Genomic DNA, 21291 nt, shown 5'->3' on the forward strand with positions numbered 1-21291 from the left:
GTCTATGCCGGTTCTACCCCGAACGCGCGCGCCAGCTTGTCGATCTTCTGGGCACGACCGAGTCGCGGCGGGTCGCTGCCATCGCGGATGACGCGGCCCCTGGCCTCGAAGTCGGCGAGGAAGTCACGAGCCCACGCCACGTCTGACCGGGTGGGACTGATGACCTCGTTGATGATGGGGAGCTGCTCGATGTCGAGACACAGCTTGCCGGTCATCCCGAGCGCGACGGCGATGCTGCCCTGCTCGCGCAGCACGGGATGGTTCGAGCCGACGGTGGGCCCGTCGATGGGACCGGGGAGGTTTCCGACCCGGCTGGCAACGACAAGGCGGGATCGAGGATACGACATCGCCATGTCGTCCGAGCTGGTGCCGGTGTCGCGGCGGTAGTCGCCGCTTCCGAAGGCGAGCCGGTAGGCACCGCGGGCACGGGCGATGTTCGCCGCCTCCTCGATGCCCAGCGCTGATTCGACGAGTGCGATCACGGGCGTGACGCCGTGCAGCCTGTCGAAGGTCTCCGAGACGTGTTCGGGCGACTCCGACTTGGCGAGCATGACGCCGCGCAGGCCGGGGATGCCCACGAGAGCGTCGACGTCATCCGACCAGAAATCGGACGTGCGGTCGTTGATGCGCACCCACCCGCTGCCGCCGGTGCTCAGCCAGTCGACGACGGCGGCGCGGGCGCTGTCTTTGAGGCGGGGGTCGACGGCATCTTCGATGTCCAGGATGATCTGGTCGGCCCGGGAACCTTCGGCGGCGTCGAAGGTCTCTGGCCTCGTGGCGGCGACGAGCAACCAGGACCGGGAGATCTCGGCTGACACGGTTCGGGTTGCATTCTGCTGCACGACATGACCTCTCTGCTGACGGCGCCCGGGTAGAGGTGCCTCCCACAGGCTAGTCGCACCTCCGGCCCTGCTCCGCCCTGCACCCCGGGTCGAACTCAGACGGTGAGCACGATCTTTCCGTGGGCGAGGCCATCGGTCATCCTGGTGATCGCGGCTGCCGCCTCGGCGAGAGGATACTCGCGGTCGATCACGGGGCGAACGGATCCGGTCGCCACGAACTCGAGCAGCGATTCCAGGTCGGCCGTCGATTCGGTCGAGAACAGGCCGATCGCTCGTTGTCGTGCTCGCGGAGTGAGCAGGGCTTGCAGCTGTCGACCGGTGTTTCCGGCGAAATTCCCTCCACCCTCGGCGCCGACGATCACGACCCGCCCCTGCGGTGTCGCAGTGCTTCGCAGGAGCGACAGCGGCCGGTTACCTGCGGTGTCGATGATGACGTCGAATGGCAGGTGCCCGGTGATGTCATCGACCGTGTAGTCGATGACGGTCTCGGCACCGAGCGAACGCACGAGCTCCAGCTTGGAGGTGCTGCAGACGCCGGTGACCGTGGCCCCGAGGGCGACGGCGAGCTGGACGACGAAGGTACCGATGCCGCCACCGGCCCCGATGACCAGCACGCGCTGGCCTGCTGAGACGAGCCCGGCATCCCGAACCGCATGGAGGGCCGTGCAGCCGGCAAGCGGAATCGCGGCCCCCTGCACGAAGGACAGGGATTCGGGGAGGTGGGCGAGCGAGCCGACGGCAGCAACGGCGTATTGCGCGAAGGAACCCTTCGCCACCCCGAACACCCGATCGCCGACACGGAACCCGGTGACCGCTGGTCCGACGGACTGCACCACACCCGCGACATCCGCTCCCCGCACCGGGTTCTTCGGACGGCGGAGCCCGAACGCCAGGCGGGCGAGGTAGGGCACGCCCGTCATGAGGTGCCAGTCTGCGGGGTTGACCCCGGCGGCGTGCACCCCGATGAGAACCTCGCCGGGCCCAGGAGTCGGCGACTCGATCTCCCGCAGGGAGAGAACCTCCACCGGGCCGTATTCGTCGTGCACTATCGCTTTCATGAGCTGGCTCCTGAGTCTGATGGGTATTGGAAGACCTCGCCGAGTTGCACACTGAAGGCCTGCGCGATCTGGAAGGCGAGCTCGAGCGACGGTGAATAGCGCCCCTGCTCGATGGCGATGACAGTCTGGCGGGTGACGCCAATCTGTTCGGCCAGGTCGGCCTGGGTCATCTCGCCGTTACTGAACCGCAGTGCGCGGATCGAGTTGGTGATGCTGGTTGGCTTCACCATGCCGGCATCCCCCGGCGGTACGACACGAGCTTGGCGATGGTGCCGAGGATGGCCGAGAGCACGAAGGCGAGATACAGCACATTGGCGATCCAAAAGTGGGGCAGCTCGAACATCGCCAGGAGCATCGCGGCGATGGCGCCGGCGACCACGAACGACTGCCCGACGTATTCGCCCATCCGGTAGATCTGGCGGTCGCGCTGGTCTTTCTTGCCGACATCCCTGCGAGACACGATGCCAACGATGATGTGCAGCAGTATCGAGACGACGATGGCCGCCCCGATCGTGCCGAGCATCGCTGGCACGTAGTCGACCTCGGCCAGGGGCATTGCCCGGCCCAGGTTCAGCACGATGAACGCATAGGCGGCATAGGCGACGACTGACACACTGCCCATGATCCAGGCGCTTTTCTCTTCGAAAGCCATGACCCCTCCGGTGTGTGATGTCAAGAATTACTGACATGCACAATGTATGAGAAGCCAGACACCGTGTCAAGAAAACTTTACATAAAGAATTCTTCTCAGTCGGCAAGCACCTTCGTGATGCGCTGCAGGCTCACAGGTTCTGCGGTAGCGATGTGCTGCGCGAACAGGCTGAGACGCAGCTCCTCCAGCATCCAGCGCGCCCGGATGATGCGGGGCTCACCCGCGGCATCGACCGGCAGGGTGCCTCCCGCCGTGACGTAGCGCCCTTGCGCGAGCTGCACCTCGGTCATCCAGACCCTGTCCCTGGCAGGATTCTCGACGAGCTTGCCCACGCGATGGATCAGCCCGTCGAGGTAGGCGGGGATGCGGCGCAGGCGCTCGAGCCCGGTCGCGCTCACGAAACGGTCGAAGACGAGGGCATCCAGCTGGCTGCGGGCGTCGCCGAGGGGTGCGATGAGGGCGAGGCTCGTAGCGGCCTTGATCGACTTGTCAGCCTCGCGGGCTTTGGCGGTGATGCGGGAGACGAGTGCAACGGCCTGGAAGAGCGCGTCGACGATGGTGGCCGAGACCGCATCCCGAGCCGTCTCGAACTCGGCTCGCGTGAACAGCTGGCCATCGCCGATGACGGCGTCGATGCAGGCGATCATGCAGTCCTCGAACAGGGCGGCGTTCGTGCGGTACGGGCTCTGGGCGAGCACCAGCTTCTCCTGGGTGGTGAGGTGCTCCTGCACATAGCCGGTCGGGGATGGGATCGCGAGCAGCAGCAGGCGCCGCACTCCGAGACGATGCGCCGCAGCCTGGTCTTCCGGCGTGCTCATGAGCCTGATGGCGACACCGGACTTCTCATCGACGAGAGCCGGATACGCGCGAATCGTGTTCGAACCGTGCCTGGTGTCGCGGCTGCGGTCGAGCTCCTCGAAATCCCAGGTCGTGATTCCGGCGCGCTCGAGGCGGTCGCTCTGCGGCAGCGCAGCCGAGGCCTTCTCCGTCACGCGCGCGACGCTCGCCCGCGCCACCGGCTTGAGGCTGGCCTGCAGCGCGCTCAGCGCCTTGCCGCTCGCCACACGGTTCGCGCGGTCATCCATCACGGCGAAAGTCACGCGCAGGTGCGCGGGAACCCGGTCGAGGTCGAAGTCGGCGACGGTCACGGGCGTGTAGGTCTTCGCGGTGATCTGGCGCGCGAGGAACGCGACGAGAGAACCTTCCGGGTCACCCGCTTCTGCGAGGAGAGTGCGCGCCCAGTCTGCCGCCGGCACGACATGGCGTCGGATGCTCTTCGGCAGTGACCGGATCAGCGCGGTCACCAGCTCTTCGCGCAGGCCCGGCACCTGCCAGTCGAACCCGTCGGGCTTCAGCCCCGCCAGCAGCGGCAGCGGGACGGAGACCGTGACGCCGTCATCCTCTGTGCCCGGCTCGAAACGATAGCTGAGGTCGAGCGACTGGTCGCCCTGCTGCCAGGTGCTCGGGAAGGCGTCGTGGTCGAGATTGGGCGTCTCGTCGTCAACGAGGTTCTCGGCGGTCATCGTCAGCAGGTCGGGAGAGTCGACCTTCGCTTTGCGCCACCATCCCTCGAAGTCCCTCGTCGACGCCACCTCGGGTGGGATACGCCGATTGTAGAAGTCGAAGATCGCCTCATCGTCGAACAGGATGTCGCGGCGCCTGGTGCGCTCCTCGAGCTGGGACAGCTCGGAACGCAGTCGCTTATTGGCCCTGTCGAAGTCGTACAGTCGCGCCCGCAGGGTCTCTTCCGTCACGTCGCCCTCGACCAGCGCGTGCCTGATGAACAGTTCGCGCGCATACTGCGGATCGATGCGGGAGAACTGCACGCGGCGCTTGACGATGATCGGCACCCCGTAGAGGGTGGCTCGCTCGAAGGCAACGGACGCCCCCTGCCTGCGTTCCCAGTGCGGTTCCGAGTAGGTGCGCTTGACGAGGTCTGCCGCGATCGACTCGGCCCAGGCGGGGTCGATAGCGGCGTTCATCCTCGCAAAGAGTCGGCTGGTCTCGACGAGCTCGGCGCTCATCACCGCGGCGGGCTGCTTTTTCGAGAGAGCCGAGCCGGGGAAGATCACGAATCGTGACTGGCGCGCGCCGATGTAATCCTTCTTCGCTGAATCCTTGAGTCCGATCTGGCTGAGCAGCCCCGCGAGCAGTGACCGGTGGATGCCGTCGGGGTTCGCGTGCGCGTCGCCGATGTGTAGCCCCAGCTGTTTCGAGGTGCGCGACAGCTGCCGATACACGTCCTGCCATTCGCGCACGCGCAGGAAATTCAGGTATTCGTTTTTCACCTCGCGACGGAACTGGTTGCCGCTGAGCTCTTTCTGCCTCTCTTCGAGGTGGTTCCAGAGGTTCAGCAGGGTCAGGAAGTCACTCGTCGGGTCGGTAAATCTCGCGTGCTGCTGGTCGGCCTGTGCGCGCCGTTCCAGCGGGCGCTCGCGCGGATCCTGGATGCTCAGCCCCGCAACGATCACCATCACCTCACGGGTGGTGGAGTGCTGCTTCGACTCGATCACCATGCGTGCCAGCCGCGGGTCGATCGGCAGCTGGCTGAGCTGTTTGCCGACGCGCGTGATCGTAGAATCCGCGGTGATCGCGTTCAATTCGCGAAGCAGGTCGAGCCCGTCTTTGATGCCGCGGGATTCCGGCGGCTGCAAAAATGGGAAGGCGACGATCTCGCCGAGCCCGAGCGAGATCATCTGCAGGATGACGGCAGCCAGGTTGGTGCGCAGGATCTCGGGTTCGGTGAACTCGGGCCGCTTGCCGAAGTCCTCCTCCGAGTAGAGCCGGATGGCGATGCCGTCGCTCGTGCGACCGGACCGGCCGCTGCGCTGGTTGGCCGACGCCTGGCTGATCGCCTCGATCGGCAGCCGCTGGATCTTGGATCGCACGCTGTACCGGCTGATGCGCGCGGTGCCGGCGTCGATGACGTACCGGATGCCCGGCACAGTCAGGCTCGTCTCCGCGACGTTCGTCGCCAGCACTATGCGGCGGCGGGTTCCCGGAGTTCTGCTGCTCTCGAACACCCGGTGCTGGTCTGCGGCGCTGAGGCGACCGTAGAGCGGGAGCACCTCGGTTCCGGGCAGGTGCCGACCCCGGATGGCGTCTTCCGCATCCCGGATCTCGTTCTCGCCGGACAGGAACACCAGCACGTCGCCGTCGCTCTCGCGCCCGAGCTCGTCGACCGCGTCGTTGATCGCCTGGAAGAGGTCGCGGCCTTCGGCGCTGTCTCGGGTGCTGTCGTCGTCAGGGTCTGCGTCCAGGTCTGCATCCGGCACGAGCGGCCGGTAGCGGATCTCGACCGGGTAGGTGCGGCCGGAGACCTCAATGATGGGCGCCGGGGTACCGTCGGCGTCGGCGAAATGCCGCGCGAAACTTCCTGGGTCGATCGTCGCGCTGGTGATGATGACCTTTAGGTCGGGTCGCCTCGGCAACAGCTGTTTGAGGTAGCCGAGCAGGAAGTCGACGGTCAGGCTGCGTTCGTGTGCCTCGTCGATGATGATGGCGTCGTACTTTTTGAGGTCGCGATCACGGTGGATCTCGTTGAGCAGGATGCCGTCGGTCATCAGCTTGATCTTCGTGTCTTTGCCGACCCGGTCGGTGAACCGCACCTGGTAGCCGACGAGCTGCCCCACCTCCTGCCCGAGCTCCTCCGCGATGCGCTCCGCTATCGTGCGCGCTGCGATCCTGCGGGGCTGGGTGTGCCCGATGCTGTCGAAGCCGAGCTCCATGAGCATCTTCGGGATCTGGGTGGTCTTTCCCGAACCGGTGGCCCCGGCGACGATCACCACCTGGCTGCCGCGGATCGCCTCCTCGATATCGTCTTTGCGCTGGCTGACGGGGAGGTCGGGCGGGAAGGTGACGTGCGGGGGCCCGCTTATCGGGGGCGGGCTCTCAGAAGACATCAGCCTCACACTCTAACCCGGCTCGGTGGGATGCGCGGCGCCACCCGGTGCGGCATGCTGGGAAGGTGGACGAGTCACGGACGCCGGCGATCGTCTCCCTCGAGCGCCTGCGGGCGTCCCTCGCTGATGTGGGGCTCGGGTTGCCTCTCGACGCAGCGCAGCAGCACCGCGATGAAGCGGCCGCGGCCGTGCGCCAGATCGACGACTACATCCGCCCCCGCCTTGCCGACCTCGACGCTCCGCTGCTCGCTGTGGTGGGTGGTTCGACCGGCTCGGGCAAGTCGACGATCGTGAACGCGCTTGTGGGCACGCCGACCTCCAGGGCGGGAGTGATCCGCCCGACGACGCGGCAGCCGATCCTCGTGCACTCGCCCGCGGATGCCGGTTGGTTCGCATCAGACCGCATCCTGCCGGGGCTCGCGCGTGTGCGCGGCCAGGTGACGGCGGCGGGAACACCGGCGTCGTCTGCGGGGGATGCGCCGGCGGCATCCCGTATCAACGAACTGATGCTGCTCGGAATCGACCGCGTTCCGCCGTTCCTGGCCATCGTGGATGCCCCAGACATCGACTCGGTCGCCGACGACAACCGCGCCCTCGCCAGCCAACTGCTGGCGGCCGCCGACCTCTGGCTGTTCGTCACGACCGCGAACCGCTACGCGGATGCCGTGCCGTGGCGGCTGCTCGACAACGCGGCGGCCCGCTCGATCACGGTCGGCGTCATCCTGAACCGTGTTCCGCCGGGTGCTGCCGCCGATGTGCTGCCGGACCTGAGGGGGATGCTCGACCAGCGCGGCCTGCCCGGCGCACCTGTCTTCGTCATCGATGAGCAGCCGCTCGACGACCTCGGCATGCTGCCACCGACAGCCGTCGAGGCACCCCGGGCCTGGCTCGAGTCGATCGCGGGCGACCGTGCCGAGCGTGCCAGGGTCGCCGCCCGAACCTTGCGCGGCGCCGTCGACGACCTCGACCGGCGGGTGCAGGTGATCGCGGATGCCCGTCGCCAGCAGCTCGACTGGGTGGAGAGCGCCGTCGCCGCAGTCGCCCACGAGTACGAGCTGGCAGTCGAGGCCGTGGATGACGCCACCAAGGATGGCGCGCTGCTGCGCGGTGAGGTTCTCGCCCGCTGGCAGGATTTCGTGGGCACGTCTGACGTGTTCCGACGGCTGGAAGGCTGGGTGTCGCGTGCGCGGGACCAGGCGACGGCGTGGTTACGCGGTCGGCCACAATCGGTGGTCGAGGTCGAGACGCAGATCGAGCGTGGGCTCCACGCTGTCATCGTCGACCAGGGTGGCAGCGCCGCCGGTGCTGCGTGGGCGAGCCTGCAGCGCAGCGCGGCCGGCCGGTCGATCGCTCAACAGCATCCAGGATTACGTTCGGAAAGTGCGGGATTCGCCGAAGCGTCGGCGACACTCGTGCGCGACTGGCAGGGCGCGCTGATGCGGCTCGTGCAGCAGAACGCAGGCTCGAAGCGGGTGCGGGCGCGGGTGCTGTCGCTCGGCCTGAACGTTGTGACCGTCGCTCTCATGGTGGTGGTGTTTGCCTCCACCGGCGGCCTGACCGGCGGCGAGGTTGCGATCGCGGGTGGGTCGGCCGTGGTCGGCCAGAAGCTGCTCGAGACAATTTTCGGTGAGGACGCCGTGCGGCGCCTCGCGCTCGAGGCCCGCCGCGACCTGCAGCAGCGGGTGCGTGCCCTGTTCGATGGGGAAGCCGCGAGGGTCACGGCGGCGCTCGAGGAGGCGAGGATGGGCGCGTCGCCCGAGGTGCTTCGTCGTGAGTCCGAGGCGCTCCTCCACGATGTGGAGCGGGCCGCGGCATCCGGTGACCGCCCATGACGTCGACGTTGGATGCGCGACTGGATGCCCTACGCATGCTGCTCGACTCGGGGAACGGTCGCATCGACGATGAGACTGCCGCTGGGCTTGACGCCCTGCTCGGGCGGGCCAGCGCTCGCCGCAGCCTCTCACCCGAGTTCACGGTCGTGGGAGTGTTCGGCGCGACGGGTTCGGGCAAGTCGAGCCTCGTGAACGCGCTCGTCGGTGCAGACGTGGCGCGCACCCACGTGCGTCGCCCGACGACCTCGCAGGCGCTGTCGGTGGGCTGGAACGCCGATACGGCTGCCGAGCTGCTCGACTGGCTGGGCGTGCGGGAGCGGGTGGTGCGCCAGGATCCGATCGACCCGAGGGCACAGAAGCTACTGCTGCTCGACCTGCCGGACTTTGACTCGATAGAGCTGGCGAACCGGGATGTCGCGCAGCGGCTCGTCGCGCAGGTGGATGCTCTGGTCTGGGTGGTCGATCCCCAAAAATACGCAGATGAGGTGCTGCACGTGCAGTTCATCGCACCCCATGCTCGCCACGGTGCCGTGACCCTGGTGGTACTCAATCAGGTGGACCTGCTGCCGGAGTCGCAGGTCGCCGGTGTGATGGATTCGCTGCGTGGCATCCTCGCCAACGATGGTCTCGGCCGGGCGAAGGTGCTGCCGGTGAGCGCGCGGACGGGTGTCGGCATCCCACGGTTGAGGGCGGCGATCGGCGACCTCGCGGCAGCGGGGGAGTTGCGGGATGCGCGGTTGGCGGCCGACGTCTCGACTCTGGCCGCCGCGATCCCGGAGCCCGGCGTGTTGCCGCGTCGCACGGACGTTCCACTCGACCGACTTACGAGGGAGCTGGCGGATGCCGCTGGCGTTCCCGTGGTCGCGTCGGCGGTGGCTGGCTCGTACCGCAAGCGCTCGCAGCAGGCGACCGGATGGCCGGTGGTCTCGTGGCTGGTCAGGTTCAGGGTCGATCCCCTGCGCAGGCTCGGGCTCGGGCCGCTCGCTAAGGGTTCCGGCACAGATTCCGATCCGGCACTGCACCGAACGAGCATGCCGGCCCTGAGCGCAGGGGGCCGGGCCGCCGTATCGATGTCGGTGCGCGGGTTTGCGGATGCCGCGGGCGAGGGTTTGACGGAATCGTGGCGGGCGGGCATCCGCTCGGTCACCGATGGCACGATCGCCTCGCTTCCCGATGAACTGGATCTCGCGATCGCACGCACCAGGCTGCCCGCGAAAGGCTCGTGGTGGTGGGCGATCTTCGCTGTCGTCCAGTGGGTGGCGTTGCTGGCCGCGCTTGTCGGGGCGGGTTGGCTGCTCGCGAACGCGCTGCTGCCGGGGGTCGGCCTGCCGAGGTTCGAGGTTCCGACGGTGGAGGGGTGGGCGGTGCCTACACTGCTGATCGTCGCGGGTGTGCTGCTGGGCATCCTGCTCGGTGTGCTGGGGGCGGTGATCGGGAGAGCCGTCAGCGCCTCGCGCCGACGCCGTGCCCGCAAGGCGCTCACAGCCTCGGTGCGCGAGGTCACCCGACGGGTTGTCGTGGGGCCGATCGTCGCCGAACTCGACCGAGCACGAGAGTTCGTGATCGCGCTGGCTGTCGCGCGAGACTGAGGCCTGGCACCGGATGCCTGCGCGCTCCCGCGGCCGCACAGCAGTAGACACTGTTCCCCCACACGGCCAGCCCGAGCGACCCTGTCCTGATTTTGAATGTCAGTTGCGACTGGCATCAGTCGCAACTGACACAGTGTTTTTGTGCACCCGTTCGAAGTGTTGGCGGAGCCCGTCCGGCGTCGCCTTGTCGAGATCCTCGCGTCGGGCGAGCACACCACGGGCGAACTGGAGGGCGTCATCACCACGGAGTTCGGAGTCGGTCGCACCGCCGTCCAGCACCACCTCCGGTCGCTGCGGGACGCGGGGTGGATCGACAGTCGCGATGACTGGCCGAATCGGTGCCATCACCTGAGGCACGGGGTCATCGAACACATCGAAGGCTACGTTTTCGACCTGCGCAGGTTGTGGGACCAACGCGTCGGCTGGAACGGTGAGGAGCAATCACCGTTCGAACCGCAGCACACGCGCAAGGGCAAGAGGGGCCACCGCCGAGATCCTGACGACATCTGGCTGCACGCGCTCGACTAACATCTTCAACCGATATTCTGGGGGTGTGACGACGACCCAGACCTCCGCCACGCGAAGCCGTTGGTGGAAGCTCGCGTGGATCATTCCCGCCGGTCTCGTCGTCGTCGTGCTGGTTGTGCTGGCTGCACAGGGCATCCGGAGCCTTCCCGCCGTGCAGTCGTTCTTGATCGACTACCCCGGTGAGTCTGAGCTACCGGCGGGTTCCCCCGTCGGCTTGCCTGCCTGGCTCGGTTGGCAGCACTTCCTGAACTCGTTCTTCCTGCTGTTCATCATCAGGACGGGCTGGGAGATCCGCAAAGGCAAACGCCCCGCCGCGTTCTGGACCCGCAACAACACCGGCCTCATCCGAACGAAGAACCCGCCGGTACGCATCGGCCTGCCCACGTGGTTCCACCTCACGGTCGACTCGCTGTGGGTGCTCAACGGTGTCGTGTTCTACATCCTGTTGTTCGCCACCGGGCAATGGGTGAGAGTGATCCCCGTCAGCTGGGACGTCATTCCGAACGCGCTCTCCGCCGCCCTGCAGTACGCCTCGCTGGACTGGCCGACCGGGAACGGATGGATCAACTACAACGCGCTGCAGTTGCTCGCCTACTTCGCCACCACATTCATTGCAGCGCCGCTCGCCCTCGCCACCGGCATTCGCCTGGCGCCCGGCTTCTCGGCGACGTTCCGCTCAATGGACAGGGTTCTTCCGTTGTCGGTGGCCCGCGCCATCCACTGGCCCGTGATGATCTACTTCGTGGCCTTCATCATCGTGCACGTCACGCTCGTGCTCACCACCGGAGCCCTGCGCAACCTCAATCACATGTATGCAGCGCGCGACGACGAGGGCTGGCTCGGGTTCGCCTTCTTCGCCGGATCCGTCGTGCTCATGGTCATCGGCTGGTTCGCCGCACGACCGAGCCTGCTGGCGCCCCTCGCCGCGCTCACCGGAAAAGTGCGCCGCTAGACCAAGCGTCTGGTGGATGCGCCGGCGGCCTCCACGATCACCGTGATCGCGCGGGTGTCGTCGATCGTCGGCGGCACCACGTAATCGTCGCCGTCGAAGATCTGCCGCATCGTCTTCCTCAGGATTTTGCCCGAACGGGTCTTGGGCAGTGCGCTGACCACCACGGCATCCCGAAACGCCGCCACCGCACCGATCTGCTCGCGCACCATCGCGACGAGCTCGGCGATGAGCACGGCCTCCTCGATCGTCGTGCCCGAGGCCAGCACGACCAGCCCGAGCGGCTTCTGTCCCTTGAGCGCATCCTTCACCCCCACAACCGCACATTCGGCGACCGCCGGATGCTGCGCGAGAATCTGCTCCATCGACCCCGTGCTCAGGCGATGCCCGGCGACGTTGATGATGTCGTCGGTGCGTCCCATCACGTAGAGGTAGCCGTCGCGGTCCAGGTATCCGGAATCTCCTGTCAGGTAGCGACCGGGGAAAGCCGAGAGGTACGAGTCGATGTAGCGCTGGTCACCCTGCCAGAGGGTCGCCAGCGTGCCCGGCGGCAGCGGCAGGTCGATGACGATGTTGCCCTCCTCGAGGTGCGGAACCTGCTCGCCGTGCTCATCCACGATCGACACCCCGAATCCCGGCAGCGGAAATGACGGCGAACCGGCACGCAGCGGCAGGTGCTCGATCCCGCGGGGGCTCGCACAGATCGCCCATCCCGTCTCCGTCTGCCACCAGTGGTCGATCACCGGTTTCTGCAGCAGCGCGGTCGCCCACGTCCAGGTGTCGGGGTCGAGCCGCTCGCCGGCCAGGAACATCGCGTCGAGCCGGGAGAGGTCGTACCCGTGCGAGAGCTCGGCGTGCGGATCGGCCTTCCGGATGGCACGCAGCGCTGTCGGGGCGGTGAACAGGGTCTTCACGCTGTGCTCGTCGATCACGCGCCAGAAGGCTCCGGCATCCGGAGTGCCCACGGGCTTGCCTTCGTACAGCACCGTGGTGGCGCCGGCGATGAGCGGTCCGTAGACGATGTACGAGTGCCCGACCACCCAGCCGACATCGCTCGCCGTCCACATCACATCGCCGATACCGATGTCGTAGACGTTGCGCATCGACCAGGCCATGGCCACGGCATGTCCACCGTTGTCACGCACAACCCCCTTGGGCGATCCCGTGGTGCCCGAGGTGTAGAGGATGTACAGCGGATCGGTCGCGGCGACGCTCACGGGAGGGTGCGGCACCGCATCGGTAGACCGCGAGCTCCAGTCCCACCAGCGGGTGCCGGGCGTGGCATCCTCGAACTCCGCTGCCGAACCGGGAACCTCAGGTCGGTTCTTGACGATGACGGTCTCGACCGTGTGTTCTGCCAGCTCGAGGGCGTTCACGATGGCCGGCAGGTACTCGACGACCCTGTCGGACTCGATGCCCCCGGATGCGGTGATGATCACCCGGGGTTTGGCGTCATCCAGTCGGCTCGCGAGCTCCTTCGCGGCGAATCCTCCGAAGACGACAGAGTGCACGGCGCCCAGGCGCGCGCAGGCGAGCATCGCGACGACGGCCTGGGGCATCATCGGCATGTAGATGACGACGCGGTCACCGGCGACCACCCCGGCAGCAGCGAGCATCCCGGCGGCGCGACCGACCTTGTCCAGCATCGTCGAATAGCTGTAGCGCTTCTTCTTGAGCACCACGGGGGAGTCGTAGATGAGGGCGGTGTCGTCGCCGCGGCCGGCGAGCACATGCCGGTCGAGCGCGTTGTACGAGGTGTTCAGCCGGGCATCCGGAAACCAGCGGTAGAGCGGGGCATCGGAGTCGTCAACGGCGACGGTGGGTGCAACATCCCAATCGATCGCGCCTGCCGCCTCCAGCCAGAACCGTGACGGGTCCTGCTTGCTGCGCGCGACGACAGATTCGAAATTCTCGGTGGATGCCATGGCGTACCTCTTCATCGAAGTGTGGAATGTATGTATACATTCACTCACAGAAGTATGACACCATGCCCCTTATTCCGCGCTAGAGTCTTTTACTGTATACACAGCACGAGGAGGTGATCATGCGAGCGAGTGAACGCGCCTACGCGGCGTTGCGGGACGACATCCTCGAATGGCGCCTCGAACCCGGCACCGTGCTCGGTGAAGTCGAACAGTCGGAGCGGCTCGGCATCTCACGGACACCGCTGCGGGAAGCCCTCGCGAGACTGCTCTCAGACGGCCTCGTCGCGGCGCAGGGCGGCCGGGGGCTCGTCGTCACAGCGGTCTCGGTGAACGATATCGCCCAGCTGTTCGAGTTGAGGCAGGCGCTCGAGCAGCAGATAGCCCGCCAGGCCGCCCAGCACGGCGACCCCACTGTGTTCGAATCGCTCGCCGTCGAATTTCGGGCAGCGCCCGGGCTGCTCGAGCGATCGGACCACGCCGCCTACTACGAGCTCGTGTCCAGGCTCGATGCTGCGATGGATGCCGCGTCGGCCAACAGCTACCTCGTGACCGCCGTTCGCAGCCTCAGGCCGCACCTCGTCAGGCTGCGCCGCATCTCGCGCGACAACAACTCACGGCTGCTCGCCGCGGCCCGCGAACACCTGCTCATCGTGGAGGCGGTCGCGGCCGGCGACAGGGAACTCGCCGCCTCGGCCACCCACGTGCACCTTCACCAAAGCCTGACCAGCATCCTCGCGACCGCGCAGATGCTCAGCACGCATCGATAAAGGAACTCCAGCATGACAACTCTCCACCACGTTCGCGTCTACAAGAGCGAAGAGAACCTGCCCAGGGAGAGCCAGCTCGCCTGGAAGATCGCCGAGGTCGCCTCAGAACAGATCGAGGCGACGGATGCCGTGGCCGACATGGTCATCAACCGCATCATCGACAACGCGTCTGTCGCGACCGCGTCACTCACCCGAGGGCCGGTCGTCGCCGCGCGTGCCCAGGCCGAGGCGCACCCCGTCTCCCGCAATGGAGCCGGGTCGACCGTGTTCGGCAGCACCCTCCCGACGAGCCCGGAGTGGGCGGCCTGGGCCAACGGGGTCGCGGTGCGCGAGCTCGACTACCACGACACCTTCCTCGCCGCCGAGTACTCGCACCCCGGCGACAACATCCCGCCGATCCTGAGTGTCGCCCAGCACCTTGGCCGGTCCGGAGCCGAGTTGCTCAGGGGCATCGTCACGGGCTACGAGATCCAGATCGACCTGGTGAAAGCGATCAGCCTGCATAAACACAAGATCGACCATGTCGCCCACCTCGGCCCGTCGGCCGCTGCCGGTATCGGCACCCTGCTCGGGCTGGAAACCGAGACCATCTTCCAGGCCATCGGCCAGGCACTTCATACCACCACCGCCACCCGCCAGTCGCGCAAGGGCGAGATCTCCACCTGGAAGGCGCATGCTCCCGCGTTCGCGGGGAAGATGGCCGTCGAAGCCGTCGATCGAGCCATGCGCGGCCAGTCCAGCCCCACCCCGATCTATGAGGGCGAAGACGGGGTGATCGCCTGGCTGCTGGATGGAGCTGATGCGTCGTACGAGGTTCCGCTGCCCGCCGCAGGCGAGGCACGCCTGGCCATCCTCGACAGCTATACGAAAGAGCACTCGGCCGAGTACCAGGCGCAGGCGTGGATCGATCTTGCGCGCAGGCTGAAGCGCGAGCATCCTGGGCTGACGGCCGAGTCGATCGTGAGTGCGGTGCTGCACACCAGCCACCACACGCACTACGTGATCGGATCCGGTGCCAACGACCCGCAGAAGTACGACCCGAGTGCGAGCCGCGAGACCCTCGACCACTCGATCCCGTACATCTTCAGCGTCGCGCTGCAGGATGGCGAATGGCACCATGAGCGTTCGTACGCCCCCGGGCGCGCCAACCGCCCGGACACGATCGCGCTGTGGAACAGGGTCACCACCGTCGAAGACGCCGAGTGGACCCGCCGTTACCACTCCAACGACATCACCGAGAAGGCGTTCGGGGGACGGGTCGAGATCGAGCTGGCAGACGGATCCCGCATCGTTGACGAGATCGCGGTCGCCGACGCCCACCCGCTCGGTGCTAAGCCGTTCGGGCGCGAGCAGTACATCCATAAGTTCCGCAGTCTCGCCGACCGCGTGCTGGAGGCCGGCGAAATCGAACGGTTCCTCGACACCGCGCAGAACCTGCCGAATCTCACCGACCTGACCGGGCTCACCGTCAACGGAAACTTCCCGGCCATCACCCCGAAGGGCATCTTCTAATGCTGTATTCGACCATCACTCCCGCCGAGAAGCGTGTGAAGCTGCGGGCGGCCCTCGCCACCGGTGAACTGCTGCGATTCCCCGGCGCGTTCAACCCACTGAGCGCGAAACTCATCCAGGACAAAGGCTTCGAGGGCGTCTATATCTCGGGTGCCGTGCTTGCGGCAGACCTCGGCCTGCCCGACATCGGTCTCACCACGCTGACCGAGGTCGCCGGTCGCGGCCAGCAGATCAGCCGGATAACCGATCTGCCCACCCTCATCGATGCCGACACCGGCTTCGGTGAGCCGATGAACGTCGCCCGCACCGTGCAGTCGCTCGAAGACGCGGGGGTCACCGGCCTCCACATCGAAGACCAGGTCAACCCCAAGCGCTGCGGTCACCTCGACGGCAAGGCTGTGGTGGGGGCGGATGTCGCGGCCAAACGCATCCGCGCGGCTGTCGATGCGCGACGCGACCCGAACCTGCTCATCATGGCCCGCACCGACATCCGGGCCGTCGACGGGCTGCCGGCCGCCATCGACCGTGCGAAGCAACTGGTGGATGCCGGGGCCGACGCCATCTTCCCGGAGGCAATGGCCGACCTCGCCGAGTTCGAGGCCATCCGCACAGCCGTGGATGTGCCGATCCTCGCCAACATGACGGAGTTCGGCAAGAGCGAACTGTTCACGACCCAGCAGCTGGCCGGCGTCGGAATCAACATCGTCATCTTCCCGGTGAGCCTGTTGCGAATCGCCATGGGTGCTGCCGAGCGGGGACTGGACACAATCGCTCGCGAAGGGTCCCTCAGGTCGGAGGTTGCGGGAATGCAAACTCGCGCCAGACTGTATGAACTGCTCGACTACGAGTCGTACAACACCTTCGACACCTCGGTATACAACTTCCAGGTCCCGCAGGGGAAGTAGGGAACATCCATGACTGACCCAGAGATCCGCAAAGGCCTGGCCGGTGTCTATGTCGACACCACCTCCGTCTCGAAGGTGAACCCCGAGACCAACTCGCTGCTCTACCGCGGATACCCCGTGCAGGAGCTCGCCGCGAACTGCACGTTTGAGGAGGTCGCCTACCTGCTGTGGCACGGTGAGTTACCGACGCCGACCCAGCTGGCCGACTTCGAGAACCAGGAGCGTGCACTGCGTCACCTTGACGAGCGCGTGAAGCGGGTGATCGACGAGCTGCCCCTGAGCGCGCATCCTATGGATGTCGTGCGCACGGCCGTCAGCGTCATCGGTGCGAGCGACCCGGATGCCGCCGACTCCAGTCGCGAGTCGAACCTCGGCAAATCCGTAGCCCTGCTGGCGCAGCTTCCCGCGATCGTCGCCTACGACCAGCGCCGCCGCCGGGGTGAGCACCTCGTGGAGCCCCGTGACGACCTCAGCTACTCCGCCAACTTCCTGTTCATGACCTTCGGGGAGCTTCCGGATGAGGTTGTCGTCAACGCCTTCGACGTGTCGATGATCCTTTACGCGGAGCACTCCTTCAACGCATCCACCTTCACCGCCCGTGTTGTGACGAGCACTCTGTCTGACCTGTACTCGGCCGTGACCGCAGCAGTCGGAGCGCTCAAGGGCGCACTGCACGGTGGGGCCAACGAGGCGGTGATGCACGTCTTCGACGAGATCGGCACGGCCGATAAGGCCGAGGCCTGGCTCGAGACCGCGCTCGCCGAGAAGCGCAAGATCATGGGCTTCGGGCACCGCGTCTACAAGAGTGGAGATTCCCGCGTCCCCACGATGAAGGCCGCGCTCGACACCCTCGTCGCCGAATACGACCGCCCCGAGATGCTCGAACTGTATGTGGCACTCGAGACGGCCATGACGGATCGCAAGAACATCCTGCCGAACCTCGACTACCCGAGCGGCCCGGCATACAACCTGATCGGGTTCGACACCGAGATGTTCACGCCCCTGTTCGTGGCATCACGCATCACCGGCTGGACGGCGCACATCATGGAGCAGCTCGAATCAAACGCCCTGATCCGCCCGCTCAGCCTGTACGTAGGCCCCGACGAGCGGCACGTCTAGTGGGCTGACATAGGCTGAGAGTATGACTGTTCCCACGATCTCTCTCAACGACGGCACCACAATCCCGCAGCTCGGTTTCGGGGTTTTCAAGGTTGATCCGGATGCGACCGAGCGCATCGTCAGTGACGCACTCGAGGTCGGCTATCGCCACATCGACACCGCCGCCATCTACGGCAACGAGGCAGGCGTCGGGAAGGCCATCGCCGCCTCCGGCATTCCGCGCGACGAGCTGTACATCACCACGAAGCTCTACAACAATGACCACGGCACCCAGTCCGCGATCGACGCGATGGATCTCAGCCTCGAAAAGCTCGACCTCGACTACGTGAACCTGTACCTCATCCACTGGCCGCGTGCCGACCTGGATCTTTACCTCGACAGCTGGCTCACGCTCGAGCAGCTGAAAGCCGACGGCAAGACCCGATCGATCGGCGTCAGCAACTTCCACCGCGCGCACCTCGACAGGATCATCGCGGCAAGCGACACCATTCCTGCCGTCGACCAGATCGAACTGCACCCGGCCTTCGCCCAGCGAGAGCTGCGCCAGTTCGGTGCAGAGATCGGCATGCAGATCGAGGCGTGGGGGCCGCTCGGCCAGGGCAAGTACGACCTGTTCGGCGAGACCGCAATCGCGGCCGCGGCCGCGGCTCACGGTGTCTCACCCGCGCAGGTCGCGATCCGCTGGCACATCCAGAACGGCATCATCGTGTTCCCGAAGTCGAACTCGCGCGAGCGCGTCGCGCAGAACTTCGACGTGTTCGGCTTCGAACTCACGACAGAACAGATGGCGTCCATCGACGGGCTCGACCGCGGCCAGCGTGTTGGCGCAAACCCCGACGACGTACCCCGGTAGCCTGCACTCCGATAGCTGCCGCTGGAGCGCCGCCGCCCCTCTCAGCTCCGGAGTAGATCCGGTGCGTGCATCCATTCGCTTCCGAAATGACGGAGTTTCGACCGCTGCTGACGAAGCGAAGGCGGAAAACACGGGGTTCGGTGCCCGCTGTTCCGTCATTTCGGAAGGTGGGGGCAAGGTTGGGCGGCGTGGGCAGGGGGGCCGGGCAACGACAGTGCAGGCGTCGCGCGGCGCCTACAGAGTGACGGTGTCGCCGCGCGGTGTCGTCACGAGCAGCCCCGTGTCGGCGAACGCCGCTTCCAGTTCGGCACGTGACTCCGAGAAGTGCTGCCAGTCTTCGGTGTGGATTCCAACGACGGTGGATGCTCCGAGGGCCGTCGCCGCCCTGACGGCGTCGACCGAGGTCAGGGTGAGTGCGGCGTCTATGCTGGGCACGCGGGCGGCTCCGGCGAAGAGGATGGCGATCGAGACATCCGGAAACCGCCCGGCGATCTGTTCGACCAGCGGGATGGATGCGTTGTCGCCGCTGACGTAGACCGTCGGCTCGTCGTCTGCCTCCAGCACGAAGCCGGTGACCTGGCCGACGAGTCGCTCGCTTCCGGGAGGGCCGTGCAGCGCTGGCACCGAGGTGATCGTGACGCCGTTGACCTCCCAGGATTCCCACGAGTCGAGGCCGATGACGGACCCGCCGAACAGGTCGTTCGCAGCCTCCCTGGTGCTGAGAGTGGGGATCCCGGTAGCGACGAGTTCGAGGCCCTCGTAGTCGAGGTTGTCCTTGTGCGAGTGGTGGCTCAGCAGCACGACATCGATGTGTCCGATGTCGGCGCGTTCGATGGCGGGCCCGGTCGTCTTCACAAGCTCACTGCTGCCGGGTTCCGCGTACGTCTGGGGCGCGTCGAACGTCGGATCGGTGATGAAGCGGGTACCCGCATATTCGAGAATTCCGGTAGGGCCACCAAGATATGTGAAGGTCGTCGTCGACATATCCTGAGACTATGCCCAACCGATTGATGGATGCTGTAAGTCCGTATCTCCGGTCCCACGCCGACAACCCGGTCGACTGGTGGCAGTGGGGGCCGGAGCCGTTCGCTGAGGCCGCCCGCCGCGATGTTCCCGTGCTCGTGTCGATCGGCTACTCGACCTGCCACTGGTGCCACGTCATGGCCCGCGAGAGCTTCAGCGATCCGGCCATGGCCGCAATCATGAACGAGCGGTTCGTCGCCATCAAGGTCGACCGCGAGGAGCACGCCGAGGTGGACTCCACCTACATGGCGGCCGCTGCCGCCTTCACCGGCAACCTCGGCTGGCCGCTCAACGTGTTCGTCACGCCTGAAGGCCGGGCCTTCTTCGCGGGAACCTACTGGCCGCCGGAGCCAGTGCAGGGGCATCCATCGTTCAGGGTCGTACTCGACGCCGTGACGGATGCCTGGCAGCAGAGGCGTGCCGAGGTCGACAAGAACGCAGCGGCGATAGTGGATGCCCTTGCCAGCGTTCCCGCTGCTGGCGAGTCGCTCGTGATCGACTTCGATTCGATCGTGGCCGAGCTCGCGGGCTATGAGGATTCCCAGTTCGGCGGCTTTGGCGGAGCTCCGAAGTTCCCGGTGTCGCCAGTGCAGCGCTTCCTGCTGGAACGGGCGTCGGTGGGGGATACCGTCGCCTCGACACTGGCGCACCGCACCCTTCGCGCCACCCTCGGCCTTCGCGATACCGTCGACGGCGGATTCTTTCGCTACGCGACCATGCGCGACTGGAGTGACCCTCACTACGAGCGCATGCTCTACGACAATGCGCAGCTTCTCCCGGGATATGCCATCGCGGGCATGGAGGACGTCGCCCAAGGGCTGGCCGGTTGGATTGCCTCGATGCAGCAGCCCGGGGGTGGCTTCGCCTCAGCCCAGGACAGCGAGAGCACGGTCGACGGCAAACGGGTCGAGGGCTTCTACTATTCTCTGGATGCGGCCAGCCGCGGCAGGATGGAAGCCCCACCCGTCGACGCGAAGGTCCTCACGGGATGGAACGGTCTCGCGATCGAGGGGCTCGCGGTCGCCGGCCGACTGCTCGGTCACCCGGAGTGGATAGCCACCGCCAGGATTGCCGCTGATTTCCTGCTCGAGCACCATGTCGGCGCCCGGCTGGTGCGTGCATCAATCGGAAGCACAGTGTCGTCCGCGAGGGCCACTCTCGAAGACGTCGGCATGCTGGCCTCGGGGCTCATCGAACTCGCCATCGCGACGGGGGAGGTGCGTTACGTGGTGGCCGCACGCACCCTGGTCGATGACTCGCTGGCCGCTGGCTCCGGAGGACTCACCTTCGGCGTGCCTGGAGGGGCAGACCCCGTGCTCCAGTCTCAGGGGCTCGCGGTTGAGCCAGACCCCAGTGACGGCGCGTTGCCGTCGGGGCTCAGTGCCGTGGCATCCGCTGCCCATCGACTTTTCCTGCTGACGGCGCACGAGCAATACCGCGCCGCCGCGACTGCGGTGATGGCGCGAATTGCCGAGGCGGCAAGCCGCCAGCCGATCTCCTGTGGCGCCGCGCTCGCAGTCATGTCAGCGCTCGCCCAACCGGCTCGCCAGGTGGTCGTCATCAGCGATGATCCAGCGGATGCCTTGGCCGCCCTCGCGCGTCGCTGGCACCGCTCCGGCAGCATTTCGATCGTGCTCACTGGCGCGCAGGCCGCGCAGTGGGCTGACGCCGGCTTCGCGCTGTTGGAGGGCCGCGTTTCCGCGCCAGGGGTCGCTACCTCTTATGTGTGCACCGATTTCGTATGCCGGCTGCCGGCGACCGACGCGGCCAACCTCGCCCGGGAGCTCGACCGCGAGTAAGCGCCTGTCCGGCGGATCGCCCGCCACGAGTTCCGT

17 protein-coding genes are annotated in these 21291 nt (G+C 66.6%); 10 read left to right on the forward strand and 7 right to left on the reverse strand.

Going from position 1 to position 21291, the window contains the following annotated elements:
* Positions 1-2: 2 nt before the first annotated feature.
* The 5 genes from IEW81_RS07510 to hrpA all read right to left on the reverse strand — a co-directional run bounded on the left by IEW81_RS07510 (position 3) and on the right by hrpA (position 6454).
* Positions 3-842 carry an HpcH/HpaI aldolase/citrate lyase family protein gene (locus IEW81_RS07510; protein WP_097059338.1) on the reverse strand — a complete coding sequence of 280 codons (840 nt, stop codon included), beginning with the start codon at positions 840-842 and terminating at the stop codon, positions 3-5.
* Between the two features lie 95 nt (positions 843-937).
* Entirely contained in the window at positions 938-1900 is a 963-nt protein-coding gene (locus IEW81_RS07515; RefSeq protein WP_097059339.1) for an NAD(P)-dependent alcohol dehydrogenase, read from the reverse strand.
* Positions 1897-2130: a helix-turn-helix transcriptional regulator gene (locus tag IEW81_RS07520; RefSeq protein WP_097059340.1), complete on the reverse strand. Its 234-nt coding sequence runs from the start codon at positions 2128-2130 to the stop codon at positions 1897-1899. The genes IEW81_RS07515 and IEW81_RS07520 overlap by 4 nt, the downstream gene beginning before the upstream one ends.
* Complete coding sequence (locus tag IEW81_RS07525; RefSeq protein ID WP_097059341.1) at positions 2124-2552, reverse strand: hypothetical protein; 429 nt, start codon at positions 2550-2552, stop codon at positions 2124-2126. Before IEW81_RS07525 ends, IEW81_RS07520 begins: the two co-directional genes overlap by 7 nt.
* A gap of 95 nt (positions 2553-2647) precedes the next feature.
* Complete coding sequence (gene hrpA, locus IEW81_RS07530) at positions 2648-6454, reverse strand: ATP-dependent RNA helicase HrpA (RefSeq protein ID WP_097059342.1); 3807 nt, start codon at positions 6452-6454, stop codon at positions 2648-2650.
* A 65-nt stretch (positions 6455-6519) separates the two neighbouring features.
* Between hrpA and IEW81_RS07535 the strand changes: the two genes are divergently transcribed.
* From IEW81_RS07535 to IEW81_RS07550, 4 genes are all read left to right on the forward strand, one after another.
* Positions 6520-8286: a dynamin family protein gene (locus IEW81_RS07535; protein WP_097059343.1), complete on the forward strand. Its 1767-nt coding sequence runs from the start codon at positions 6520-6522 to the stop codon at positions 8284-8286.
* Positions 8283-9875, forward strand: coding sequence for a GTPase (locus IEW81_RS07540; RefSeq protein WP_097059344.1), 1593 nt, complete (start codon positions 8283-8285; stop codon positions 9873-9875). Before IEW81_RS07535 ends, IEW81_RS07540 begins: the two co-directional genes overlap by 4 nt.
* Positions 9876-10016: 141 nt before the next feature.
* A complete protein-coding gene (locus IEW81_RS07545) occupies positions 10017-10403 on the forward strand; it encodes an ArsR/SmtB family transcription factor (RefSeq protein ID WP_097059345.1) in 387 nt (128 codons plus the stop codon).
* A 25-nt stretch (positions 10404-10428) separates the two neighbouring features.
* Positions 10429-11355 carry a cytochrome b/b6 domain-containing protein gene (locus IEW81_RS07550; protein WP_097059346.1) on the forward strand — a complete coding sequence of 309 codons (927 nt, stop codon included), beginning with the start codon at positions 10429-10431 and terminating at the stop codon, positions 11353-11355.
* Here the strand turns inward: IEW81_RS07550 and IEW81_RS07555 are convergent.
* Positions 11352-13277 carry an AMP-binding protein gene (locus IEW81_RS07555; RefSeq protein WP_218839943.1) on the reverse strand — a complete coding sequence of 642 codons (1926 nt, stop codon included), beginning with the start codon at positions 13275-13277 and terminating at the stop codon, positions 11352-11354. The two genes, IEW81_RS07550 and IEW81_RS07555, sit on opposite strands and share 4 nt — an antisense overlap.
* 119 nt (positions 13278-13396) lie before the next feature.
* On the opposite strand from IEW81_RS07555, the gene IEW81_RS07560 reads away from it, so the two are divergent.
* From IEW81_RS07560 to IEW81_RS07580, 5 genes are read left to right on the forward strand one after another with little or no spacing between them, the layout of a single operon-like run.
* Positions 13397-14044: a GntR family transcriptional regulator gene (locus tag IEW81_RS07560; protein ID WP_097059783.1), complete on the forward strand. Its 648-nt coding sequence runs from the start codon at positions 13397-13399 to the stop codon at positions 14042-14044.
* A 12-nt stretch (positions 14045-14056) separates the two neighbouring features.
* The gene (locus tag IEW81_RS07565; protein ID WP_097059348.1) at positions 14057-15556 is read left to right on the forward strand and encodes an MmgE/PrpD family protein; all 1500 of its coding nucleotides are present in this window, start codon (positions 14057-14059) and stop codon (positions 15554-15556) included.
* The gene (gene prpB, locus IEW81_RS07570) at positions 15556-16461 is read left to right on the forward strand and encodes a methylisocitrate lyase (RefSeq protein WP_097059349.1); all 906 of its coding nucleotides are present in this window, start codon (positions 15556-15558) and stop codon (positions 16459-16461) included. Before IEW81_RS07565 ends, prpB begins: the two co-directional genes overlap by 1 nt.
* 9 nt (positions 16462-16470) lie before the next feature.
* The gene (locus IEW81_RS07575) at positions 16471-17580 is read left to right on the forward strand and encodes a bifunctional 2-methylcitrate synthase/citrate synthase (RefSeq protein ID WP_097059350.1); all 1110 of its coding nucleotides are present in this window, start codon (positions 16471-16473) and stop codon (positions 17578-17580) included.
* 22 nt (positions 17581-17602) lie between these two features.
* Complete coding sequence (locus IEW81_RS07580; protein WP_097059351.1) at positions 17603-18433, forward strand: aldo/keto reductase; 831 nt, start codon at positions 17603-17605, stop codon at positions 18431-18433.
* Positions 18434-18667: 234 nt separating this feature from the next.
* Here IEW81_RS07580 and IEW81_RS07585 read toward each other — a convergent pair whose 3' ends face one another.
* Positions 18668-19417, reverse strand: a complete 750-nt coding sequence (locus IEW81_RS07585; RefSeq protein ID WP_097059352.1) for an MBL fold metallo-hydrolase — start codon at positions 19415-19417, stop codon at positions 18668-18670.
* 11 nt (positions 19418-19428) lie between these two features.
* Between IEW81_RS07585 and IEW81_RS07590 the strand changes: the two genes are divergently transcribed.
* Complete coding sequence (locus IEW81_RS07590; protein ID WP_097059353.1) at positions 19429-21255, forward strand: thioredoxin domain-containing protein; 1827 nt, start codon at positions 19429-19431, stop codon at positions 21253-21255.
* The last annotated feature ends 36 nt before the right edge of the window (positions 21256-21291 follow it).

The sequence above is a fragment of the Salinibacterium xinjiangense genome (assembly GCF_014645015.1).
GTDB lineage: Bacteria > Actinomycetota > Actinomycetes > Actinomycetales > Microbacteriaceae > Rhodoglobus > Rhodoglobus xinjiangensis.

Coding starts and splice junctions, on each gene's coding strand:
- IEW81_RS07515 (WP_097059339.1), bottom strand. CDS start 1,900: ATGAAAGCGATAGTGCACGACGAATACGGCCCGGTGGAGGTTCTCTCC.
- IEW81_RS07520 (WP_097059340.1), bottom strand. CDS start 2,130: ATGGTGAAGCCAACCAGCATCACCAACTCGATCCGCGCACTGCGGTTC.
- IEW81_RS07525 (WP_097059341.1), bottom strand. CDS start 2,552: ATGGCTTTCGAAGAGAAAAGCGCCTGGATCATGGGCAGTGTGTCAGTC.
- hrpA (WP_097059342.1), bottom strand. CDS start 6,454: ATGTCTTCTGAGAGCCCGCCCCCGATAAGCGGGCCCCCGCACGTCACC.
- IEW81_RS07540 (WP_097059344.1), top strand. CDS start 8,283: ATGACGTCGACGTTGGATGCGCGACTGGATGCCCTACGCATGCTGCTC.
- IEW81_RS07555 (WP_218839943.1), bottom strand. CDS start 13,277: ATGGCATCCACCGAGAATTTCGAATCTGTCGTCGCGCGCAGCAAGCAG.
- IEW81_RS07560 (WP_097059783.1), top strand. CDS start 13,397: ATGCGAGCGAGTGAACGCGCCTACGCGGCGTTGCGGGACGACATCCTC.
- IEW81_RS07565 (WP_097059348.1), top strand. CDS start 14,057: ATGACAACTCTCCACCACGTTCGCGTCTACAAGAGCGAAGAGAACCTG.
- prpB (WP_097059349.1), top strand. CDS start 15,556: ATGCTGTATTCGACCATCACTCCCGCCGAGAAGCGTGTGAAGCTGCGG.
- IEW81_RS07575 (WP_097059350.1), top strand. CDS start 16,471: ATGACTGACCCAGAGATCCGCAAAGGCCTGGCCGGTGTCTATGTCGAC.
- IEW81_RS07580 (WP_097059351.1), top strand. CDS start 17,603: ATGACTGTTCCCACGATCTCTCTCAACGACGGCACCACAATCCCGCAG.
- IEW81_RS07585 (WP_097059352.1), bottom strand. CDS start 19,417: ATGTCGACGACGACCTTCACATATCTTGGTGGCCCTACCGGAATTCTC.
- IEW81_RS07590 (WP_097059353.1), top strand. CDS start 19,429: ATGCCCAACCGATTGATGGATGCTGTAAGTCCGTATCTCCGGTCCCAC.